A 20,506-nucleotide genomic window follows, 5' to 3' on the forward strand; every position below is an offset into this window, starting at 1 on the left:
GTCGCCGGCGCCGGTGCCGGCCGCCTGCCCGCGCCGTCCGCAGGGTTGGAGGCCCGCACTACATTGTGCGGGTGAGCACCCTGTGGCGTGGCGAGAAGATCTGGACCGGAACCGAATTCGTCACCGGCGTGTTGGTCGAGGCTGGGCGCGTGGTCGCGACCGGCGACGCCGAATCCCTTGCCGCACAGACTGTTTCGCAGATCGAGACATTGCCGGGTGCGCTCGTGGTGCCGGGTCTGCACGACGCGCACATCCATGCCGCGTCGCTGGCGCGGGTGCGCACCGAGGTCGACGTGCGTGGCTGTGCCGACGAGTTCGAAGCGGCCGAGCGGGTGGCGCGCTTTCTCGCGGCGAATCCGGGCACCGGTCTGGTGTGGGGCGGCGCGTGGGACGCGAACCAGTGGGGCGGTCGGCAGCCCCACCGGCGCACCCTCGATGTCGTGACGGGGCCGCGTCCGGTGGTGTTGGCGAGCGCCGACTACCACTCGCTGTGGGCGAATTCCGCCGCGTTGCGGCTGGTGGGTTACGGCCCGGAGACCACCGACCCGGCCGGCGGACGCCTCGAACGCGACGCCGACGGTGAGCTCACCGGGGTGCTGCGAGAGACGGCCTGCACCGCCTTTGACGACCTGCCGATCGACGACGCCGACGCCCTGCCCGGGCTGATGGCGCAGACGATCGACGACCTGCTCGCGGTGGGGCTGACCGGCATCACCGAGATCGATCACGAGGACGCCCATGTGGCGCTGCGCGCGCTGCACGAGCAAGGTGCCCTGAAGATGCGGGTCAGCAAGGCGATTCGACACGAAGACCTCCCGCTGGCGATGCAGCAGGGGCGCCGCACCGGCGAGGGCGACGACTGGATCCGGGTGGGGCCGCTGAAGCTGTTCGCCGACGGCGCGCTCGGTTCGCACACCTGCCACATGACCGAGGCGTTCGCCGGTGAGGACGGGCACGACGGCGGGCATGGCGTGCCGACGCTCACCCAGGAGCAGCTGAAGGTCTACACCGAGCTCGCGGTGCGGGCCGGCATCGCGGTGGCGACCCACGCGATCGGTGACCGTGCGGCGACCGAGGTGCTTGACGCGTACGAGCACGTGCTCGGGGCGACCGGCTCAGACCTTCGGCTGCGCATCGAACACGCCCAGCACCTGCGCCGGGCCGATCTGGCCCGCATGGCGCGGCTGGGTGTGGTCGGCTCGATGCAGCCGGTGCACTGCACCACCGACTTCGAGCTCGTGGATGCGTTGCTCGACGGCCACGACATCGTGTCGTACGGCTGGCGGTCGGCGCTCGACGCCGGGGTGCCGCTGGCGTTCGGGTCGGACGCCCCCGTCGAAGACCCGAATCCGTTCGTTGCCCTGCACGCGGCGGTCACCCGACAGCGCGTCGACGGCACTCCCGCCGGCGGCTGGCAGCCGCACGAGCGGGTGAGCATGATCGAGGCGCTGGCCGCCCACTCGCGCGGGGCCGCCTACGCAGCCGGTTGGGACGACGTGGGCACGCTCACCCCCGGCATGCTCGCCGACTTCGTCGCGGTCGACACCGATCTCATCGCGACGCCCGAGCGCGCACACGAAGCGCGGGCGCTGACGACGGTCGTCGGCGGCCAGGTGCGGTTCAGCGGCTGAGCGCAGCGGCCGCGGGGTCGAGTTCGGTGGTGTGCACGCTGCCGTTGTCGATCGTGAGGCGCCAGTCGAGTTGCCGGTGAGTGCGGCCGGCGAGCACCGCGAGGGCCATCCGCAGCGTGTCGCCGTGGGTGACCAGCACGAGGTGTTCGATGGGCGCCGTCGCCAGTTCGGCCATCAGCGCGCTCAGCCGGCGGTGCACGTCGAGCAGGCTCTCGCCCCCGCCCCAGCGCACCTCCTCGACCGGCACGCCTTCAGGTGCGGGTTGCGCGGTCAGTTCGCGGGCGAGCCGCCCTTCCATCTCCCCCAGGGCCTGCTCCCGCAGCCGCACATCGGTGCGCACCGGCAGGTCGAGCGCGGCGCCGATGATCTGGGCCGTCTGCTGCGCGCGCACCAGGTCGCTGCTGAGCATCTGCGCCGACTGCGCGCCGATCGCTGCGCGCAGCGTTCGGGCTGCCGCGAGCGCCTGGGTGCGGCCGAGTTCGGTGAGCGGCGGGTGCGGCGTCTGCCCTTGAATGCGCCCCTGCTCGTTCCACGTCGACCGGCCGTGGCGGACGAGGTGGACGGAGGGCATGAGGCCGATCGTAGACTCGTGCCCCATGTCGGGGCTGCTGGTGACGGGAACGAGCTCGGACGCCGGAAAATCGTTGCTGGTCACCGGAATTCTGCGTGCCTGGGCCCGACGCGGAGTGCGCGTCGCCCCGTTCAAGGCGCAGAACATGTCGAACAACTCGATGGTCTGTGCCGACGGCAGCGAGATCGGCCGCGCGCAATACCTGCAGGCCGAGGCGGCCGGCGTCGAGGCCACCTCGCTGCACAACCCGGTGCTGCTGAAACCGGGGTCCGACCGGCGCGCGTTCGTCGTCGTGCGCGGCCGCCCGGCCGGCGAGTTACGGGCGGGCGAGTACGCCACCGGACGCGCCCACCTGCGCGAGGCGGCGTTCGCCGCGTACGAGGAGTTGGCCGCGTCCGTCGACGTGGTGGTGTGCGAGGGAGCCGGGTCGCCGGCCGAGATCAACCTGCGCGCAGGCGACTACGTCAACCTCGGTCTGGCACGGCAGTTCAGCCTGCCGGCACTGCTGGTGGCCGACATCGACCGCGGCGGCGCGCTGGCCGCCACCTACGGCACCTGGGCGTTGCTCGACGACGCCGACCGCGCGGTGCTGCAGGCTTGGTGCGTAAACAAGTTCCGTGGTGACCGCTCGGTGCTCGACCCCGGCCTCGACACGATCGTCGAACGCACCGGCATGCCGTGTGTCGGCGTGCTGCCCTGGCTCGACGACGTGTGGCTCGACGGTGAAGACGCCCTCTCCATCGGCCGCTGGAAACCCGCTGCGCCACAGGAACATTCGCTCACCGTCGCGGTCGTCCGCCTGCCGCGCACCTCGAACGCAACCGACGTCGACGCACTGGCCGCCGAGCCCGGTGTCGAGGTGCGCGTGACCACCGACCCGTCCTGGTGCCGCGAAGCCGACCTGTTGGTGCTGCCCGGCTCACGGACGACGGTCAGCGATCTCGCCTGGTTGCGTTCGCGTGGGCTCGACGCAGTGGTCGATGAGCGGGTGCGCGAGGGACGTCCGGTGCTCGGCATCTGCGGCGGCTACGAGATGTTGCTGGAGTCGATCGACGACTCGCTGGAGAGCGGCGAAGGCGTGATCGCGGGCCTCGGCCATCTGCCCGGTTCGGTGCACTTCCGGCCGGAGAAGGTGCTCGCCCGGCCGCACTCCACCTGGCAGGGAAATGCGGTGTCCGGCTACGAGATTCACCACGGCATCGTCGAGGGCGTGGTCGACGACGGGTCGTTCCCGGGCGGCGGCGTCCGCGGCCCGGTGTGGGGCACTATCTGGCACGGCACCCTGGAGAATGATGCCTTCCGCCGGGCCTGGCTCACCGTGGTTGCGCAGCAGGCGGGCTCCACCTGGAGCCCGCAGCCCGGCCCGGGGTTCGCCGACCGCCGGACGGCGATGATCGACACGCTCGCCGACGCCGTGGAGCAACACCTTGACCTCGACCGGCTGCTCGATCTCGCCCGACGGGAATCTCATGTGCACTGACCCGATTCCGTTGCAGGTCAAGATCATCGGCATCGGTGCGGGCTCGCCCGGCCACGTCACCGCCGACGCGGCCGACGCCCTGCGCTCGGTCGACGTGTTCGTCGTGGCCGACAAGGGGTCCGCCACCGACGAGTTGCTGCAGGTGCGACGCGCGATCCTCGACCGGTTCGTGCCCGAGGGCGGCTACCGGTTCGTCGCGGTGCCCGACCCGAAGCGCGGGCCCGACGCCGGGCGCGATCGCGACCAGTACGGCGCCGCGGTGCGCGACTGGCACGCCGCCCGCGCCGACGCGTACGCCGCCGTGCTGGGCGAGTTGCCCGAGGGCACCGTGGTCGGGTTCCTGGTGTGGGGCGACCCGGCGTTCTACGACAGCACGATCCGGGTGGTCGACGCCGTTGCCACCCGAATGTCGTTGCAGGTCAGCGTGTTTGCCGGAATCAGCGCTATCCAGGAGTTGGCTGCCGCGCACCGCATCGTGCTGCACGAGATTGGCGAGCCGGTGCACATCACCACCGGACGCCGCCTGGCGGGCGAGTGGTCGCCCGACCTCGGCACCGTCGTGGTGATGCTGGACGGCGCGCTCGCCTGCCGTGAGCTGGTCGAGCGGGCACCCGACCTGCAGATCCATTGGGGCGCCTACCTGGGGATGCCGCAGCAGGAGCTGCGCTCAGGCCGGCTGGCCGACGTCATCGACGAGTTGGTCGCCACTCGGGCTCGGCTGCGTGAGCAGCACGGCTGGATCATGGACGTCTACGCGTTGCGCTGAGCCGTTCGCGCGCTGGTTCGCACCGTCGTCCGCCGGGCGGCCATGCCCTGCAGCACCATCCCCGCCGCGAGGCAGGCACCCACCCCTTCGCCGGCGCGCAGCCGCAGCTGCAGCAACGGTTCGAGGCCGAGCCGCTGCAGCACCAGTCCGTGCGCCTTCTCCCGGCTGCGTTGCCCCGCAATGAGATACGCCTGCACCGAGGGTTCGATGCCGACAGCCGCGAGCGCGGCCACGCTGGTGGCGAGACCGTCGAGCACGACCGGTCGTCCGGCGCCGGCTGCGCCGAGCACCACCCCGGTCAGCACCGCGAACTCCGGTCCGCCGACCGCGGCGAGCATCCGGTGCACGTCGTCCGTGTCGCCCAGGCGGTTGATCGCCGCGGCCACCACCTCCGTCTTGCGGGTCACGATGTCGGCGTCGGCGCCCGATCCGAGCCCCACCACGTCGGCCGCGGGTGTGCCGGTGAGCGCGCAGGTGAGCGCGGCGGCCACCGTCGTATTGCCCACCCCGACCTCGCCGAGAGCGACGAGTCCGGGCGAGCCGGCTCCGGTGACACCGGCACCGAGCCGGCGTCCGGCGTCCATCAATCGGCGGACGTCGGCGGCCGACATCGCGTCGGTCGTCACCAGGTCGCCGCGCGGGTCGTGCGGGCGCACGTCGGCAGCGCCCTCGACGTGCGCCTCATCAACTCCGGCATCAACCACCACGACGTCGAGTCCGGCGGCGCGGGCATGAGCGGTGCCGAGCGAACGGCCCCCGACCGCGCTGGTGAGCACGTCCTGGGTCACCGACCGGTCGTAGGCACTGACGGCGTGGGCGGTCACCGGATGATCGGCGCCGACGAGCACGAGCTGGCCCGTGTCGAGGTCGGGTCCGGCCGCAGCGCGCACGAGGTTGAGCGCGCGATCGAGGGCGCCGAGCGCCTCCGGCGGGCTGAGCAGCCGGTCGGTGTCGTCGGTGCCGTCGACCCGGCGCCCCGGCTCAGGCCCGCGCAGATGCGAGGTCGGTGGCATCGGCGGGGCTGAATCGTCGGGCCAGCACTCCTGCAACACCACGTCGTCGAGCGGGGCCTTGCGCGACCACGCCGCGCGTTCGAGCCCGGGCGCGGGCGGACGCTCGTCGGGCCACCCCACACACAGCCAACCGAGGGTCACCACGCCGTCCGGAAGGTGCAGCAGGTCGGCGAGTTCGGCCTGGTCGAACAGCGTCACCCAGCCCACGCCGAGGCCGAGCGCGCGGGCGGTGAGCCAGAGGTTCTGCACCGCGCAGGCGCACGACCACAGGTCGGCGTCGGGGAAGGTGGCGCGCCCGAGCACCCCGGCCGCGGGGGTGCGCCGGTCGCAGGTGACGACCACTCCCACGGGCGCCTCGCGCAGCCCTTCGAGTTTGAGGTCGAGCAGCCGCGCGGCCCGCTCCGAGGTCAGCTCGGACGCCTGCTCGAGCCGGGCCCGGTCGGCGAGATGGGCGGCGCGATCTCGGGTGGCCGGCGAGCGCACGACGATGAAGCGCCAGGGCTGCGAGTGGCCCACCGACGGCGCGCTGTGCGCGGCCTCGAGCACCTGCCGCAGCAGTTCGTCGGGCACCGGGTCGGGCCGAAACCGTCGGATGTCGCGCCGTCCGCCGACCACTGCGGCGAGGGCGTCGACCACCTCGGGCGGCATCGCCCAGCCGGCGGGGTCGTCGCGGCGCTGCTGGGCCGAGGTCGTGTCGCCGACCAGCGGCACCGGACGCTGCGGCGCTGACTGCTCGCTCATTCCTCGAGGTCGCCTTCCACGTCGAGGTGGACCTGCTGCAGTTGCGCCATGAGCTCGGGGTCGGGCTCCTGCCACAGCCCGCGATCGGCGGCCTCGGCGAGCTTCTCCACGATCGACTGCAACGCCCACGGGTTGGCGTGCCGCATGAAGGCCTGGTTGGTGTCGTCGAGCACGTATTCGGTGGCCACCGACTCGTACATCCAGTCGGGCACGACCGAGGCCGTGGCGTCGAAGCCGAACAGGTAGTCGACGGTCGCGGCGAGCTCGAAGGCACCCTTGTAGCCGTGCCGCTGCATCGCCTTGATCCACCGCGGGTTGACCACCCGCGACCGGAACACCCGGTTGGTCTCCTCCTGCAGCGTGCGGGTGCGCACGTTGTCGGGTGAGGTCGAATCGCCCACGTACGCCTCGGGATCGGCGCCGGTGAGCGCGCGGACGGTGGCGACCATGCCGCCGTGGTACTGGAAGTAGTCGTCGGAGTCGAGGATGTCCGACTCACGGTTGTCGACGTTCTTGGCCGCCACCCGGATGCGCCGGTAGTTGCGCTCCATGTCGCCGCGGGCCGGTGCACCGTCGAGTCCGCGTCCGTAGGCGTAACCGCCCCAGGTGGCGTAGACCTCGGCGAGGTCCTTGTCGTCGCGCCAAGTGCCCGACTCGACCACCTGCAGGATGCCCGCCCCGTAGGAGCCCGGCTTCGAGCCGAAGATCCTTGTGCGGGAACGACGTTCGTCGCCGTGCTCGGCAAGGTCGGCGGACGCGTGCTTGCGCACGAAGTTCTGGTCGTGGGGTTCGTCGAGCCCGGCCACCAGCGCCACCGCGTCGTCGAGCATCGAGATCACGTGCGGGAAGGCGTCGCGGAAGAAGCCGGAGATGCGCACGGTGACGTCGATGCGCGGGCGGCCGAGTTCCTGCAGCGGCAGCGCCTCCAGGCCCACGACCCGGCGTGACTGCTCGTCCCACACCGGCACGACGCCGAGCAGCGCGAGCACCTCGCCGATGTCGTCGCCGCTGGTGCGCATGGCGGAGGTGCCCCACACCGACAGGCCCACCGACTCCGGCACCTCGCCGTGCTCGTCGCGGTAGCGCCGCACGAGCGACTCCGCCATCGCCGACCCGGTCTGGTAGGCCAGTCGCGACGGGATCGCCTTCGGGTCGACCGAGTAGAAGTTGCGGCCGGTGGGCAGCACGTTCACCAGTCCACGCAGCGGCGAACCCGACGGGCCCGCCGGCACGTATCCGCCGTCGAGGGCGTGCAGCACCATCGGGATCTCGCGCGTCGTCTGCTGCAGCCGGGGCACGACCTCCTCGCACCCGAACCGCAGGGACGCGGTCGCCGCCGGGTTCGGCTCACTGGTCACCTCGGCGACGATCCGCTCGACGTCCGCGGCGTTCCAGCCGGCCTCGGCGACCCGGGTGACGAGGGTGCGGGCCAGCTCTTCGACGCGGTCGGTCTGCTGCGACGTCGCGTCGTCGGTGAGCCCGAGCGCGTGCCGTAGCCCGGGGATGCCGTCGCCGCGTCCGCCGAAGACCTGCCCGGCGCGCAGGATCGCGAGCACCAGGTTGATCAGTTCGTCGCCTTCGGGCGCCTGTCCGAGCACGTGCAGGCCGTCGCGGATCTGCACGTCCTTGATCTCGCACAGCCAGCCGTCGAGGTGCATCACGAAGTCGTCGAAGCTGTCGTCGTCGGGGCGTTCGCTCACTCCCAGGTCCTGGTCCATCCGGGCCGCCTGCAGCAGCGTCCAGATCTCGCCGCGCAGCGCCGGCGCCTTCGCCGGATCCATCACCGACACGTTGCCGTATTCGTCGAGCAATTGCTCGAGTCGGGCGATGTCGCCGTAGCTCTCGGCGCGCGCCATCGGCGGCACCAGGTGGTCGACGACGGTGGCGTGGGCGCGACGCTTGGCCTGGGTGCCCTCGCCCGGGTCGTTCACCAGGAACGGGTAGATCAGCGGCAGCGAGCCGAGCGCGGCGTCGGTGCCGCACGACGCCGACATCGCGAGGTTCTTGCCCGACAGCCACTCGAGGTTGCCGTGCTTGCCCACGTGCACCACCGCGTGGGCGCCGAACTCCTGCTCGATCCAGCGGTAGGTGGCCAGGTAGTGGTGGGTCGGCGGCAGGTCGGGGTCGTGGTAGATCGCGATCGGGTTCTCGCCGAAGCCGCGCGGCGGCTGCACCATCAGCACGACGTTGCCCGCCTGGATCGCGGCGCAGACGATCTCGCCGTCGGGGTCGCGCGAGGTGTCGACGTAGAGCTCGCCGGGCGCCTCGCCCCAGGTGTCCGTCATCGACTCCCGCAGGTCGGCCGGAAGCGTCTCGAACCAGCTGCGGTAGCGAGTGGCCGGGATGCGCACCTGTGCGCTGCTCACCTGCTCCTGGGTGAGCCAGTCGGGGTCTTGTCCGCCGGCCGCGATCAGCGCGTGGATGAGCGCGTTGCCGGCGGTGGTGTCGAGCGCCTCGCCCTCCACAGCGGTCACGTCGTCGAGCCCGGGCAGCGCGCCGCGCGGGCCGAGGTCGTAACCCGCCTCGCGCATGGCCCGCAGCAACCGGATCGTCGACACCGGGGTGTCGAGCCCGACCGCGTTGCCGATGCGGGAGTGCTTGGTCGGGTAGGCCGACAGCATGACTGCGATGCGGCGCTGCTCCGGTGGGGTGTGCCGCAGGCGCGCGTGTTTCACCGCGATGCCGGCCACCCGTGCGCAGCGCTCGGGGTCGGCGACGTAGGCGGGCAGCCCGTCGGCGTCGATCTCCTTGAACGAGAACGGAACTGTGATCAGGCGTCCGTCGAACTCGGGCACGGCCACCTGGGTGGCGACGTCGAGCGGCGACATGCCGTCGTCGGAGGCCGCCCACACTTCGCGGCTCCAGGTGAGGCACAGCCCTTGGATGATCGGAATGTCGAGAGCGGCGAGCGGACGCACGTCCCAGGTCTCGTCCTCGCCGCCCGCCTGGGCGTGCGCCGGCTTGGTGCCTCCGGCCGCCAGCACCGTCGTGACCAGGGCGTCGAGGGTGCCGAGCTTGGCGAGCAGGTCGTCCGGTGCGTCGCGCAGCGACGCGGCGTGGATCGGCACCCCCACCCCGCCCGCGGCGTCGATGGCGTCGCAGAGCGCGTGGGCGTAGTCGGTGTTTCCGGCGGCGTACTGCGCCCGGTAGAAGAGCACCCCTACCCGCGGAGCGCCCGAATCCTCCCGTGCCGCAAGGCGATCGAGCACACCCCAGGTCGGCAGCTCCTGCGGCGCGGCGAACTCGTCGCCGGTGAGCAGCAGGGTGTCGGACAGGAACGCGTGCAGGTTGGTGAGGTTGTCGGGGCCGCCGTTGACCAGGTAGCGGTGCACCTCGTTGACGACTCCGGCGGGCACCCGGCGCGACAGCTGCATCATCGCGGCGTTCGGGGTGAGTTCGCCGCCGAGCACGATCAGCGGCACCCGTTCGCCGAGCGCCCGGATCTCGTCGGCGACGTCGTCGGGACTGCCGAGGATGCGGGCGATCACGATGTCGGCGCCCTCGACCGCGGGGCCGATCGGGGTGCGGGCGGGGTTGGCCCAGGCGAACTCGGAGCCGCTGGCGCGCGCGCTCAGCAGATCGGTGTCGGACGTGGACAGCAGGGCGATACGCGCCATCGGCGAAACTCCTTCGCGGGGTCCGCGCCCCGGAACGATCGGGACCGATCACGATCGGATCGGCCGGCTCCGCAGGCGTTCCTGACTCACCCTTCGGGGTTCACAGTGGCGGGACCGTCCCGGATTCGCACCGGGTTCCGTCTGCTGGGGCCGGGACGACCCTACCCCGACGGTCGCGGCGGTCGACTTGCGTATCCTCCACGGCGTGACCGTGCCCTCCGATCGCTCCGGCGCCGACCGCTGCCCCGGCCTGCTGCGTCCGCACCTCGCCGACGACGGCGCCCTGGTGCGTCTACGCCTGCCCGGTGGACGGCTGAAGACCGCCACGCTGCACCGGCTCGGCGACATCAGCATTCAGCACGGCGCGCCCTTCGTGCAGCTCACCTCCCGAGGCAACCTGCAGTTGCGTTCGTTGCCGAATCCACTGACACCACAGCTGATTTCGCAGATCGAAGCGACCGGTCTGTTGCCGTCGGCGAGTCACGAGCGGGTGCGCAACATCATCGCTGACCCGTTCGACGAGACGCTGCCGCCACTGGTCGCCGCACTCGATGCGGCGCTGATCGCCGGCCAGCTGCTCGCCGGGCTTTCCGGCCGCTGGCTGTTCGCCGTGGCTGGTCGCGAGGGGCAGGTGCTCGGCGAGCCCTACGACGTCGCGTTCCAGCGGCTGTCGGAGACCAGCGGCCGGCTGCTCGTCGGAGGCATGGGCGTCGACTGCGCACCCGAGGACGCCGTCGCAGCCATGCTCGACCGTGCTCGGTGTTTCCTGCGGGTTCGCGACGACGAGTCGCACTGGAACGTGCGTGACCTGCCGCCCGAGTCGCCGGTGTTCGCCGGCCTCGCCCCCGTCGACGTCGACGCCGCGCCGCCGCCGGCCCCCGGTCGCCACACGCCGGATGATGCTAATCAGCACGCCGTCGTGCTCGGAGTTCCCTTGGGAATGCTCACGATCGAGCAGATCGAGCTGCTGCGACGCGTTGCCGAGGAGATCGTGGTGACGCCGTGGCGTTCGATCGTCGTGCGCACCGACGCCGTCGACATCGGTCTCGACGTGTTCGAGGCCGGTGGTTTCGCGGTCGCGGCGCTCTCGCCGTGGGCCACCCTGTCCGCGTGTGTCGGCGCGCCGTGGTGCCGCCGCACCGACACCCCAACCGTCGAGCTCACCACCGCCGCGGCGGCCTCACTGCCGATCGACAGTCCGCGCACCCACGTGGTGGGGTGCGAGCGCGCCTGTGGCCGACCCGCCGGTGAGCACCGCCTCGTGATCGCGCCCCGAACCGTCCAGGAGATCCTGCCGTGAACCTCGATTTGCCTGAGCCGCAGCCACTTCCGCCGGCGCGCCGGTATGACTACCTCACCGACGGACCGGAGATCTACCGCCGGTCGTTCGCGATGATCCGCGACCTCGCCGACCTGTCGGCGTTCCCGGTGCAGACCGAGCCGGTCGTCGCGCGGGTGGTGCACGCGGCCGGTGACCCCGCGGTGGCCGAGTGTGTGGCCGCCCACGACGACGTCGTGCGCGCGGCCCGCGACGCGCTGCGCTCTGGTGCGCCGATCTTCACCGACTCGGTGATGCTCGCCTCCGGCATCACCCGCACCCGCCTGCCCGCCGACAACGAGGTGGTGTGCACCCTGCGTGACGGGCGGGTGCCGGCTCTCGCGGGGCGGTGGAGCACCACCCGCGCGGCCGCTGCGGTGTCGCTGTGGGGCGACCGACTCGACGGCGCGGTCGTCGCCATCGGCAATGCGCCGACCGCGTTGTTCCACCTGCTCGAGTGGTTGCACGACGGTGGGCCACGTCCGGCAGCGATCGTCGGCATGCCGGTCGGGTTCGTCGGGTCGGCCGAGTCGAAGGTTGCGCTGGCCGAACACCGGTTGGCCGACGGTCACGTCGTGCCCTGGATCACCGTGCACGGTCATCGTGGCGGATCGGCCATGGCCGCAGCCGCCGTCAACGCTCTCGCCTCGACCTCGGAGATCTGACATGCGTTCCGCCACAGCTGAATCCGGCCACCTGTATGGCGTCGGCGTCGGGCCGGGCGACCCCGGTCTTATCACCCGCCGCGCGGCCGAGCTCATCGCGTCGGCCGAGGTGGTCGTCTATCACGCCGGCACCGGCCGCTCCTCCAACGCGCGCGCCATCGCCGCCGAGCTCATCCCGGCCGAGGCGATCGAGGAGGAGTTGCGCTACCCGGTCACCACCGGCGCGGCCACCCACCCGGACGGCTACCACGCGCAGCTCGCGGAGTTTTACGACGAGTGCGCCGCGCGCCTCGCTGTTCACCTGGACACCGGTCGGTCGGTGGTCGTGCTCGCCGAGGGCGATCCAATGCTCTATGGCTCCTACACCTACCTGCACGAGCGGCTGGCCGACCGTTACCCGACCGAGGTGGTGGCCGGCGTTCCCGCCTTCGCCGCCGCGACTGCCGTTGCCGCCGAGGCGATCTCGCGCCACGAGGACGTGCTCACCGTGCTGCCCGGCACCCTCCCCGTGCCGGAGCTCGCGCGACGCTTGGCCGACAGCGACGCAGCCGTGGTGATGAAGCTCGGCCGCACCTTCGCCGGAGTGCGCGAAGCGCTGCGACAGGCGGGAGTGCTCGACCGCGCCGTCTACGTCGAACGCGCTTCCCGCGAGGGCCAGCGGGTGTTGCCCGTGGCCGACGTCGACCCGGCGACCGTGCCGTACATGTCGCTCATCGTGGTGCCCGGGCTCGACCGTCGGGCTGACTCCGCGGGTCGGGCCGTCGGCGCCGGAACTGATGCACGCACAGTTGACCGCTGATCTGGCTTGCCGCCCCTGTGGGCATGGCGTGAGGCACGCGAAGTCATTCTCTTCCAGAGTCACAGGGGACTGCTGAAGGTTCGGTTGACACGGTGTGGTGGTTCAGGCCGCTTTCGTCGGCCAGTAGATGGTCTCAAACTCGACCGGTGTCGTCTTGCCGAGGGCGCGCTGCCGGCGTCGGCGGTGGTAGGTCCGTTCGATCCAGGTGACGATCGCCAGCCGCAACTCAGCGCGGCTGCTCCACCGGCGGCTGTTCAGGACGTTCTTCTGCAGGAGGGCGAAAAAGGACTCCATCGCGGCGTTGTCCGCGCTGGAGGCCACCCGTCCCATCGACCCGACCAGTCCGGCCCGGTGCAAAGCGGCGACGTAGGGCCGAGCACGGAACTGGCAGGCATGTCGATATCCTTCCAGCGGGGACCTCATGTCCCCACAGATTAGGTGTCAACCGAACCTTCAGCAGTCCCAGTCCCGGTTCAGCAGGTCTCCTGCACGCACTCCATCGGCGGCGGGGATCGTGGTTCGTACTCCCTTCGAGCGGCGAACACCGTTGAGTCCCAACGACTTCATCGCACGATCAACCGAGCCGGGCGTGGCCCACGGATAAGTCTTACGCACCTCGACCAGCATCTTGCGGCGCCCGTACAACCCCTCGGGAGTCATCCGCACACTCCCGGTGTCCTCGTCCGTGGTCCATACGATCGATCGGATCGCGTCGATCACGAACGCGTCCCCGACCGTCCGTCGCGACGGTGCCTGCCGCGTGATCCAGGCACGGTAGGTGCGCGCGGCGATCTGACAGCCCTGCTCACGCAGCACTCGACAGACCGACTCGACCGCGTAGCCCTGATCGCGCATGTCCTCGATGAACCTCATGATCATCGACTGCGGGGGTCGAGTTCCCCCGCGAAGAAAGTCGTGGCCGCCTTCAAGACCGCGACGTCCTCCCGTAACCGCCGGTTCTCGGCACGCAACCGTCGGATCTCGTCGGCTTCGTGCGTGGTAACCCCGGGCCGGTCGCCGGTATCGACCTGGGCCTGGGCGACCCACCGGCGTAGGGACTGGCCCACGCCCTGCTGCCCAGCGACCGCCGCTACCGCGGCAGTCAACGACGGGTACTCCCGGCGGTGCTCCAGCACCAACCGCACAGCCCGAGCCTTCAACTTGGGATCAACCTTCTTCGGCATGAACAACATCCTTCCAACTCAGAAAGATGCGGCATCAAACCTGGGGCGCTTCAGGACTTGGCTGCGGACGTTCGGGTCGAACGCGGTGATGGTCCGCGGCGCGTGTCGGGTTCCGACGGTGATGTAAACCCGGTCTTGTCCGCGCCCGGCGAGGTCGGGTGCCACGCGCATCAGTCCGAGGTGGCTCTGCCGGTCCATGGTTTGCAGCTGGTGGAACGCGTCGCCGTCGCTGAGTGATGAACGGGCGAAGTCGAGTCGGACGCTGGTGGTCGCGCCGAGGCTCGTCGGGAACGACCGGTCGTTGAAGACAGTGAGGACGCTGCCGATGACCGCGACGAGACCGAAAGAACGATTGAGCAGGTCGCGACGATCCGGCGGTGCATGTGTCTCCATTCCCCGAGCAGACGTTGTTGGTGCGTGATGTTGATGCGCGGCGCAGTGCGCGGTGCACGTGCAGGGCTAGATCAGTCGGTGAACCGATCGGTGGCACGGACGCGCCGTCCGGACAGCACCGAGGACAGCAATGCGGCGCTCACACCCAACCCTGTCGTCGCGATGATCGGCACCCACGGGACGACAAGTGGAAGGCCTTGGTGGGCTCGGCTGAATGCGATGACGCTGGCGACACCGATCGCAGCGCCGATGAGGGTGCCGACGACGCAGATGATCACCGCTTGTCGCAGCAGCACCCTGCCAACCCACACCGGCGTCAAACCGATCGCAACCAGACTCGCGAGGTACCGGCTCATCGTGCGGGCTTGGCCCCGGAACAGCACCAAGGCGGTGAACCCGACGACCGCAGCGAGCATGATGGCCGCGAGAGTGAACGCCAACGGCACGACGACACTGTTCGGTTCCTCGTGCACAACGACCTGGCTGATGTCGATCCCGCGGGCCACCACATCCCGCGCGACCGCTTGCGCGTCACCGTCTGACACACCGGTGAACACGACCAGCCCACCGTCGCTACGCAGCCCATGCCGCTCAAGGCCCGCACGGGTGATGAGCCCGGACGCGTTTCGCTGCCACGACGGGTCGATGACCGCCGGTGTCGCGTCCACGACAGCCGCGACATGCGCACCGTCCGGACCCGAAGTGGTTTGCGCCCAAGATGTGAGGCGGCGGGTTCCGGCCGGTTTGTCGTCCCACACGAGTATCCCGCCCCGGTCCAGAGTGACGCGTTGCGCCTCGGTCAAGGGCGAACCAATGAGCCGTTCCGCGTCTGCGGGCCCGTTCACCGTCCACACACCCATTGCGGGTGCGTTCTCGATCGCGACTGGTCCCGCCGCGCCGGACGCGGCGCCAAGGACCACGGTCCGCGCGGCCGGCAGGTTCGCCCTGACCACGTTGACGACGTCGGTGCTCGGTGCGCCGATGCCGCTCTGACCGTCGCTCACCATGATTTGCCCGCGGGGCACAGTCGCAACACGAGCGTCGTTGCCGGCGTGGGTGACGGTCGATACGAGGGTGAAGAACGCGACCGGGACAGCGACAGCGACGACCAACGTGAGGATTGCGGCTTGGGCGCGGCTGCTGTCCGCGCGTAGTTGTCGCACCGCGAGGCGTTGACTGGGGGCACCTTCGGGTACCCGTCGGAGAATGAGTGGTACGAGGTCCGGCATCACCAACACTGCCACCCCCAGACACGCACCGACCAGGATCATCGACTCTTTCGTCGTGTTCGTCGACACCGCTAACGCGATCACCGCGGCGCACCCTGCTGCCGCCGTGACTCGCCGCAGGAAAGTCAGCCACGAGGCACCGGCCGAACTCGCTCGACGCGCGGGTGTGGCACCCAACCCGGGCAGTGCGGTCATGACTACGCCTGCGACGGCGCAACTCGCCGCGACCAGGACCGACCCGGTCGGCAAACGCAGCGGCGCGAGCGGTTGGTAGGCCCAGGTCTGTGCGATCACGACCCGCAGCAACGCTGCGAGTGCAACGCCGATGATTGTTCCGACGGTGACCCACAGCAGGGTGCTGAGGGTGAGCGCAACACCTAGGCCGGTGATCGCGGTGCGCCGGTCGACCCCGACCGATCGGAGGGTGAGGGTTCGCCGGTGGAGGTGTCGGCGCGCTGAACCGGCGGCTGCGATCCCGGCGACGAGCGGCAACCCGGCTACCAGGACCCACCCGATCAGGGGGAAGCGGTGTGTGAACGTTGGCGCTGGCCTAGCCACGGACTCGGCCCGTGATGTTGTTGCTGCCGACAAGTTACGAACCACAGCCGGGCGCTGTTGGCCGGTCACGCGGGCGACGATCGGTGCGAGGGCTGAGGTGACCCGATCGATCGAATCACCGTCCCAGTAGACGGCGGTGAGGCCGCTGAGTGTTGGGAACGCCGCCAAGGTTGCGTCGCTGAACCGCGCGGCCGTGCCGGGTGCTGCAAGGATCTGTGATTTTCGCGTGTACCTGTCATCCACGATCCCGACAACCGACAGGCGCGCCGTCCCGGACAGGACACTTAACGTCCCGTTGGCGACGTGTCCGCTGGTGGCATGTGTGACGACCACTTCACCCGGCGCCTGTGGCATCCGGCCACTGGTCAGGACGAATCGGCCCGGCAGCGGGTTCGACCTCCAGTCCCGTTCGAGGAACTCGGTGAACTCGGTCGGAGCACCCGACGGTTTGATGTCGAACGTCGCCCATTCGATGTCGTAGTCGGAAACCCCGTTGTGCCGCAGCGCGGCCGCCATCGAAGCGAACTGCCGTGGCAGATGACCCTTCTGCTCGATCTGACTCAAGTCCGTTCGCCAGCCCATGCGACCGTGATCGCGCTGGGTGCGTTGCTCTCCGGTCAGAGTCAACGCCTGGACGACCAGGGTGATGGTGACGATGAAAACCATGGCCGCTGCGACGATCGTCGGGACCCACCGGATGAACGCTGCCCGGCTGAAACGGCGGGCAAGGCGCAGAGGAAGGTTCATCGCAGCGCGGCACGGTCCGCCACCACGAGGTGACCGTCGCGGATTTCGTGAACACGGTCGGCGTAGGTGGTGCAGTCAAGGTCGTGGGTACAGACGACAACGAGAACGCCGGAGTCGGCGAGGTCGCGCAGCAGTTGGAAAATCGCTCGAGAGTTGGTGGTGTCGAGGGCACCCGTGGGCTCGTCGGCGAGCAGGACGCTCCGGTCTCCCACCAGTGCGCGGGCTATCCCGACGCGTTGCCGCTGCCCACCCGACAGTTCACGTGGGAAGCGGTTGCGTTGGGCGGACAGGCCGACCCGCGCCAGTTCGCTCGCCGCACGGTCCTGCGCGTCGGTCTCACTGATCCCTTGAATCTCCAAAGGGAGCGCAACATTCTCGAGGGTGGTGAACTCCTCGATGAGGTTGTGCTCCTGGAAGACAACACCGACCGTCTCCATCCGCAACCGGGCTCGTCCGGCTTCGTCCATGCGATCGACACGCTCACCATGAACGGTGATGGCGCCGTGGTCAGGTTGTTCCAGCCCAGCGATGAGGTTGATGAAGGTTGACTTGCCCGACCCGCTGGCTCCGAGGATGCACACGAACTCTCCGCGTTTCCCGACGAAGTTAATGCCGTCCGCTGCGGTGACCACATCGGGTCCGGACGAAAATCGTCTCGTCAGTTCGACGGCGTGGACAACGTCGGTCGACAACGGGTCGGGCGCGTCGCTCATTACTGGTTCAGCAGCCCCGGTTCGTGCGCCACGAGGACACTTCGTCCGAATTGGCGAAGTTCACGTTGTTGTCACGCGAGCCCCAAGCGAACGTCTGGCAGTCGCCGCCACCGTTGGCGTGCTCGTAGCCTGCAGCGTTGGTGCGGGTCAGGTTGATCCAGGAGTCCATTTCGTCATTCACCCCTGAGGTCAGGTTGTACAGACCGTACCCGGGGGCACGCTCGCTGAGCTTCCACTTGTAGTCGTTGTTACCGTACAAGCACGCCCGGTTTGCACCGCACGCATCGGATGCGTCGGCCGCCGTAATTGCGGTGACACCGGTTGCAGCGGCGATCATGGTTGTCGCGATCGCGAGTCGTACTGCCTTTATGGTCGTGTTGTCCTCCCTGTGTTGAGGTCCGCCGAGTGCGTCCCCTCGTGTGCCGGTCCGCATCCGTCCGGGTGACCCAGGCGTGCGGTTCAGCGACGCAAACCTACCTTAAATAATACCGATCGGTCTTTATTGTGCGATGGGAGATTTTCACTAACGACTACGAGTTTACGGTCAGGACCGCGTGTCCCGCTGGGGCCCACCGACCAAGCCCCTCAGAGAAGCGCGCGTACCCTCGCGACCCGACGCCGACGGGCGAACTCCCCTTGCCCCGCGTGGATCCGCGGCGCCAGCCAGGGAACCGCCCACATTGTCGAATCGGAGCCGCCCAATCCATCGTCGACTGTCCACCGTGCGAATCACCGGCCAGTGAAAACAGGTCGCGTCGCCATCCTTCCGTGCCAGCGCGTCATCGAACGCATCCTGGGCGGTCACCCGGCATCTTCGAGCACAGGACCAAGGTGGTCCGGCGGGTCCCGGCCTATGGCAAGGTGTTCCTACGGCTTTGCTCCAAACGGCACCCGTAGGGCTCGAACATAGCGACCACGCGGTCTGTGATGCCTTCGCCAGCGAGCCCGAACGAGCCAGTCGACCAGCCCGAAGGAGCCGCCACCTCACATGGCACAGCAGGCCCGCGCAATCGAAACGCGTGATCGAATCCTCCATGGTGCGGCCGACGTCTTCGCCGAAACCGGCTACGAAGGGGCCAGCATCAACGACATCCTCAAAGCGGCCGGCGTCACCCGTGGAGCGTTGTACTTCCACTTCGAATCCAAAGAGGACCTCGGGCGCACCATCCTCGTCCTGCAGACGAACTGGTTGGAGACCGTGACGTTCGACCCCACCACGAGTGGCGCACAACAACTCGTCGACCTTGGCAACACCTTCGCGCAAGCCCTCCAACACGACAAGCTCGTCCGCGCCTCCGTCCGGATGACCACTGAAGGACACGGCTTCGACGCCGAACAACGCGCAGCATTCGACGCATGGCTGCGCACCGTCAAGATGCTGGCAACGGGAGCGGTCGCCGACGGCAGCGTGCAACCGACGTGGACGACAGACGCAGTCGCCGCGACCCTCACCGCGTGCGCCAACGGGATCCAGTTGTCGTCACTGATCTACAGCAATTACGTCGACATGACCGATCGGCTCCGGTCGTTCTGGACGATGATCGGGCCGAACCTGTTCACCTCCGACGCTTTCGCTGCCCTGAGGTTCTAACACCTACCCATCACGCAGTACATCGCCTGCGGTCATCGTCCGGACAGCGATCTCCGCACGGACAACCCCTGCTTGCTCGAAGTGCACGGTGATGCCTGGGTCGGTCGCTGTGACGCTCGCTTCGCACACGTCGGATAGTTCCACGAAACCGGAAAAGTCCGCGGCGACGTGCCCCACGGTGCGCCGGTTGAGCCCACGGTCGGCCGCAATCTGCAACGCCGCCTCGATCAGCAGCATCCCGGGCACGTGATCCAAGGGATGGTCGAAAAGGACCGGGTCCGCCAGGTCGACCCGCAGGCGGTACCGATTACCAGCAGCGACGATGCACCGGGTCGGATCACCGGCGGGTATTGGAAGATCCGAGCTCCACATGCACGCCATCCGTTGGCGGAGTCGTCGGAAGTCCTCCGTTCGATGCGCTCGACACCGTCCCCAAGCCGTCGCAAACGGTGCCCCGTCACGCAGGTAGCTCACCTCCCAGTCGACCCACCGTCGCCACCGGTCGCCCGTGCGGGCGCCGTCAACCCGCATCACCATGTCGATCTCGGCCGGGGCAACCCCGACCGCCAGCGCATCCCGAGCGTGTAGGTCGACGCGGATGGCGGCCATCACGAACGATGACGCCGCGGGTGCGCCGAGGTGGGTGTGCGTTGCGAAGATCGCCGCCTGCCGGAATGTCTCCATCAGGATCGACAGGTCGTACTCGCCGTCGCCGATGAACAGTGAATGTGTTCTCGGCCATTGCGCGGTGACGATGATGTGGTCCTCACTCGCCCGCGTGCCGGTGACGAACACTTCCGCGTTGGCGCTGCGGTGGACCAGTCGACGGTCCACCCCATGCCAGCCGCCTGCCTGATGCGCTTCGCGCATGATTTCCCCTTGTGGCTCCTGACCGTGGCGGAAGTATACGCACTGGTCGGTTTTTTGAGGCCGGGTCGTGGAGCCGGGCGCGGTTGCGCCCGCGATGACGCGCTAGGCAAGCGAGACGACGCCCGTGCCTGCTACGGGGCGGGCCGCGGCCAATGGCGGCCAATGGTGCTGGTTCATTCCCGTCAGCGACTATCTCCGTCCCGGTGTCGTCGCCCTCCACGTCATCAGCCTGACTGTTGGACTCGGCGCAGTCCTCAGCGTCGACTGGTACGGGCTCGCGTGGCTCACCGGACGCCAGCGACTACCGGAAGTTGCGGCCCGGCGTTGCCGGTGGCCTCGAATCGCTCATATGGCTTGGCCTCACCGGCCTCATCGTCACCGGGTCCCTCCTCAAACCGGACCTAGCTAGTGCCCTCACCGATCTGAAACTCGCCCTTGTCGCCGCCGTCCTCGTCAACGGGGTCGCGCTGCGCGATGTCCGCGAACGCCTCACAACCCTCTCCCCCGGCGCCACCCTGAGGCTCCTGCCGGCTCAAGACCGGTTACGCCTCGTCACTGGAAAGTTGAGTCCCGCATAGTGGTGTAGCGCGGTCGCTGTGATCGTCCTGGTTGTGGACGTG

15 protein-coding genes, 2 pseudogenes, 1 riboswitch and 1 other annotated feature are annotated in these 20,506 nt (G+C 69.4%); of the genes and pseudogenes, 7 read left to right on the forward strand and 10 right to left on the reverse strand.

Going from position 1 to position 20,506, the window contains the following annotated elements:
• Positions 1-71 precede the first annotated feature (71 nt).
• The gene (locus EU513_RS03335) at positions 72-1,631 is read left to right on the forward strand and encodes an amidohydrolase (protein WP_168990120.1); all 1,560 of its coding nucleotides are present in this window, start codon (positions 72-74) and stop codon (positions 1,629-1,631) included.
• On the opposite strand, the gene EU513_RS03340 is transcribed toward EU513_RS03335, so the two are convergent.
• The gene (locus EU513_RS03340; RefSeq protein ID WP_129624472.1) at positions 1,621-2,202 is read right to left on the reverse strand and encodes a histidine phosphatase family protein; all 582 of its coding nucleotides are present in this window, start codon (positions 2,200-2,202) and stop codon (positions 1,621-1,623) included. The two genes, EU513_RS03335 and EU513_RS03340, sit on opposite strands and share 11 nt — an antisense overlap.
• Positions 2,203-2,227: 25 nt before the next feature.
• Between EU513_RS03340 and EU513_RS03345 the strand changes: the two genes are divergently transcribed.
• Both EU513_RS03345 and cobF read left to right on the forward strand, forming a co-directional pair.
• Positions 2,228-3,682 carry a cobyric acid synthase gene (locus tag EU513_RS03345; protein ID WP_129624473.1) on the forward strand — a complete coding sequence of 485 codons (1,455 nt, stop codon included), beginning with the start codon at positions 2,228-2,230 and terminating at the stop codon, positions 3,680-3,682.
• Positions 3,672-4,448, forward strand: a complete 777-nt coding sequence (gene cobF / locus EU513_RS03350) for a precorrin-6A synthase (deacetylating) (RefSeq protein WP_129624474.1) — start codon at positions 3,672-3,674, stop codon at positions 4,446-4,448. The genes EU513_RS03345 and cobF overlap by 11 nt, the downstream gene beginning before the upstream one ends.
• Here the strand turns inward: cobF and bluB are convergent.
• Together bluB and cobN are read right to left on the reverse strand one after the other, a co-directional pair.
• On the reverse strand, positions 4,433-6,202 hold the full coding sequence (gene bluB / locus EU513_RS03355; protein ID WP_129624475.1) for a 5,6-dimethylbenzimidazole synthase: 1,770 nt from the start codon (positions 6,200-6,202) through the stop codon (positions 4,433-4,435). The genes cobF and bluB overlap by 16 nt on opposite strands.
• Complete coding sequence (cobN, locus tag EU513_RS03360) at positions 6,199-9,819, reverse strand: cobaltochelatase subunit CobN (RefSeq protein ID WP_129624476.1); 3,621 nt, start codon at positions 9,817-9,819, stop codon at positions 6,199-6,201. The genes bluB and cobN overlap by 4 nt, the downstream gene beginning before the upstream one ends.
• A 77-nt stretch (positions 9,820-9,896) precedes the next feature.
• A riboswitch (cobalamin riboswitch) is annotated at positions 9,897-9,958 on the reverse strand.
• Positions 9,959-10,024: 66 nt separating this feature from the next.
• Between cobN and EU513_RS03365 the strand changes: the two genes are divergently transcribed.
• From EU513_RS03365 to EU513_RS03375, 3 genes are read left to right on the forward strand one after another with little or no spacing between them, the layout of a single operon-like run.
• Positions 10,025-11,119 carry a cobalamin biosynthesis protein CobG gene (locus tag EU513_RS03365; protein ID WP_240795898.1) on the forward strand — a complete coding sequence of 365 codons (1,095 nt, stop codon included), beginning with the start codon at positions 10,025-10,027 and terminating at the stop codon, positions 11,117-11,119.
• Positions 11,116-11,802, forward strand: a complete 687-nt coding sequence (locus EU513_RS03370; protein ID WP_240795899.1) for a precorrin-8X methylmutase — start codon at positions 11,116-11,118, stop codon at positions 11,800-11,802. Before EU513_RS03365 ends, EU513_RS03370 begins: the two co-directional genes overlap by 4 nt.
• Position 11,803: 1 nt before the next feature.
• Complete coding sequence (locus EU513_RS03375) at positions 11,804-12,601, forward strand: precorrin-2 C(20)-methyltransferase (RefSeq protein WP_129624477.1); 798 nt, start codon at positions 11,804-11,806, stop codon at positions 12,599-12,601.
• A 102-nt stretch (positions 12,602-12,703) separates the two neighbouring features.
• Here EU513_RS03375 and EU513_RS03380 read toward each other — a convergent pair.
• From EU513_RS03380 to EU513_RS03410, 6 genes and pseudogenes are all read right to left on the reverse strand, one after another.
• Positions 12,704-12,988: pseudogene (locus EU513_RS03380) on the reverse strand (integrase core domain-containing protein); the annotation flags it as partial.
• Positions 12,989-13,063: 75 nt separating this feature from the next.
• Positions 13,064-13,785, reverse strand: a pseudogene (locus tag EU513_RS16280) (IS3 family transposase); the annotation flags it as partial.
• Positions 13,385-13,516 (reverse strand) — a sequence feature (AL1L pseudoknot). (Overlaps the previous pseudogene by 132 nt.)
• Before the next feature lie 18 nt (positions 13,786-13,803).
• Positions 13,804-14,178 (reverse strand): hypothetical protein, encoded by a 375-nt coding sequence (locus tag EU513_RS03395; protein WP_129624480.1) that lies wholly within the window; start codon positions 14,176-14,178, stop codon positions 13,804-13,806.
• A 71-nt stretch (positions 14,179-14,249) separates the two neighbouring features.
• The gene (locus tag EU513_RS03400; RefSeq protein ID WP_129624481.1) at positions 14,250-16,712 is read right to left on the reverse strand and encodes an ABC transporter permease; all 2,463 of its coding nucleotides are present in this window, start codon (positions 16,710-16,712) and stop codon (positions 14,250-14,252) included.
• Positions 16,709-17,425, reverse strand: a complete 717-nt coding sequence (locus EU513_RS03405; protein ID WP_129624482.1) for an ABC transporter ATP-binding protein — start codon at positions 17,423-17,425, stop codon at positions 16,709-16,711. The genes EU513_RS03400 and EU513_RS03405 overlap by 4 nt, the downstream gene beginning before the upstream one ends.
• A 7-nt stretch (positions 17,426-17,432) precedes the next feature.
• On the reverse strand, positions 17,433-17,762 hold the full coding sequence (locus EU513_RS03410; protein ID WP_168990122.1) for a peptidase inhibitor family I36 protein: 330 nt from the start codon (positions 17,760-17,762) through the stop codon (positions 17,433-17,435).
• A gap of 651 nt (positions 17,763-18,413) precedes the next feature.
• Here EU513_RS03410 and EU513_RS03415 point away from each other — a divergent pair.
• A complete protein-coding gene (locus tag EU513_RS03415; RefSeq protein ID WP_129624484.1) occupies positions 18,414-19,016 on the forward strand; it encodes a ScbR family autoregulator-binding transcription factor in 603 nt (200 codons plus the stop codon).
• A 3-nt stretch (positions 19,017-19,019) separates the two neighbouring features.
• On the opposite strand, the gene EU513_RS03420 is transcribed toward EU513_RS03415, so the two are convergent.
• Positions 19,020-19,886 (reverse strand): AfsA-related hotdog domain-containing protein, encoded by an 867-nt coding sequence (locus EU513_RS03420; RefSeq protein WP_129624485.1) that lies wholly within the window; start codon positions 19,884-19,886, stop codon positions 19,020-19,022.
• Positions 19,887-20,506 lie beyond the last annotated feature (620 nt).

The sequence above is a fragment of the Yimella sp. RIT 621 genome, from assembly GCF_004146205.1.
GTDB classification, from domain to species: Bacteria; Actinomycetota; Actinomycetes; order Actinomycetales; family Dermatophilaceae; genus Yimella; species Yimella lutea.

Coding starts and splice junctions, on each gene's coding strand:
- EU513_RS03340 (WP_129624472.1), bottom strand. CDS start 2,202: ATGCCCTCCGTCCACCTCGTCCGCCACGGCCGGTCGACGTGGAACGAG.
- EU513_RS03345 (WP_129624473.1), top strand. CDS start 2,228: ATGTCGGGGCTGCTGGTGACGGGAACGAGCTCGGACGCCGGAAAATCG.
- cobF (WP_129624474.1), top strand. CDS start 3,672: ATGTGCACTGACCCGATTCCGTTGCAGGTCAAGATCATCGGCATCGGT.
- bluB (WP_129624475.1), bottom strand. CDS start 6,202: ATGAGCGAGCAGTCAGCGCCGCAGCGTCCGGTGCCGCTGGTCGGCGAC.
- cobN (WP_129624476.1), bottom strand. CDS start 9,819: ATGGCGCGTATCGCCCTGCTGTCCACGTCCGACACCGATCTGCTGAGC.
- EU513_RS03375 (WP_129624477.1), top strand. CDS start 11,804: ATGCGTTCCGCCACAGCTGAATCCGGCCACCTGTATGGCGTCGGCGTC.
- EU513_RS03395 (WP_129624480.1), bottom strand. CDS start 14,178: ATGGAGACACATGCACCGCCGGATCGTCGCGACCTGCTCAATCGTTCT.
- EU513_RS03400 (WP_129624481.1), bottom strand. CDS start 16,712: ATGAACCTTCCTCTGCGCCTTGCCCGCCGTTTCAGCCGGGCAGCGTTC.
- EU513_RS03405 (WP_129624482.1), bottom strand. CDS start 17,425: ATGAGCGACGCGCCCGACCCGTTGTCGACCGACGTTGTCCACGCCGTC.
- EU513_RS03410 (WP_168990122.1), bottom strand. CDS start 17,762: ATGATCGCCGCTGCAACCGGTGTCACCGCAATTACGGCGGCCGACGCA.
- EU513_RS03415 (WP_129624484.1), top strand. CDS start 18,414: ATGGCACAGCAGGCCCGCGCAATCGAAACGCGTGATCGAATCCTCCAT.
- EU513_RS03420 (WP_129624485.1), bottom strand. CDS start 19,886: ATGCGCGAAGCGCATCAGGCAGGCGGCTGGCATGGGGTGGACCGTCGA.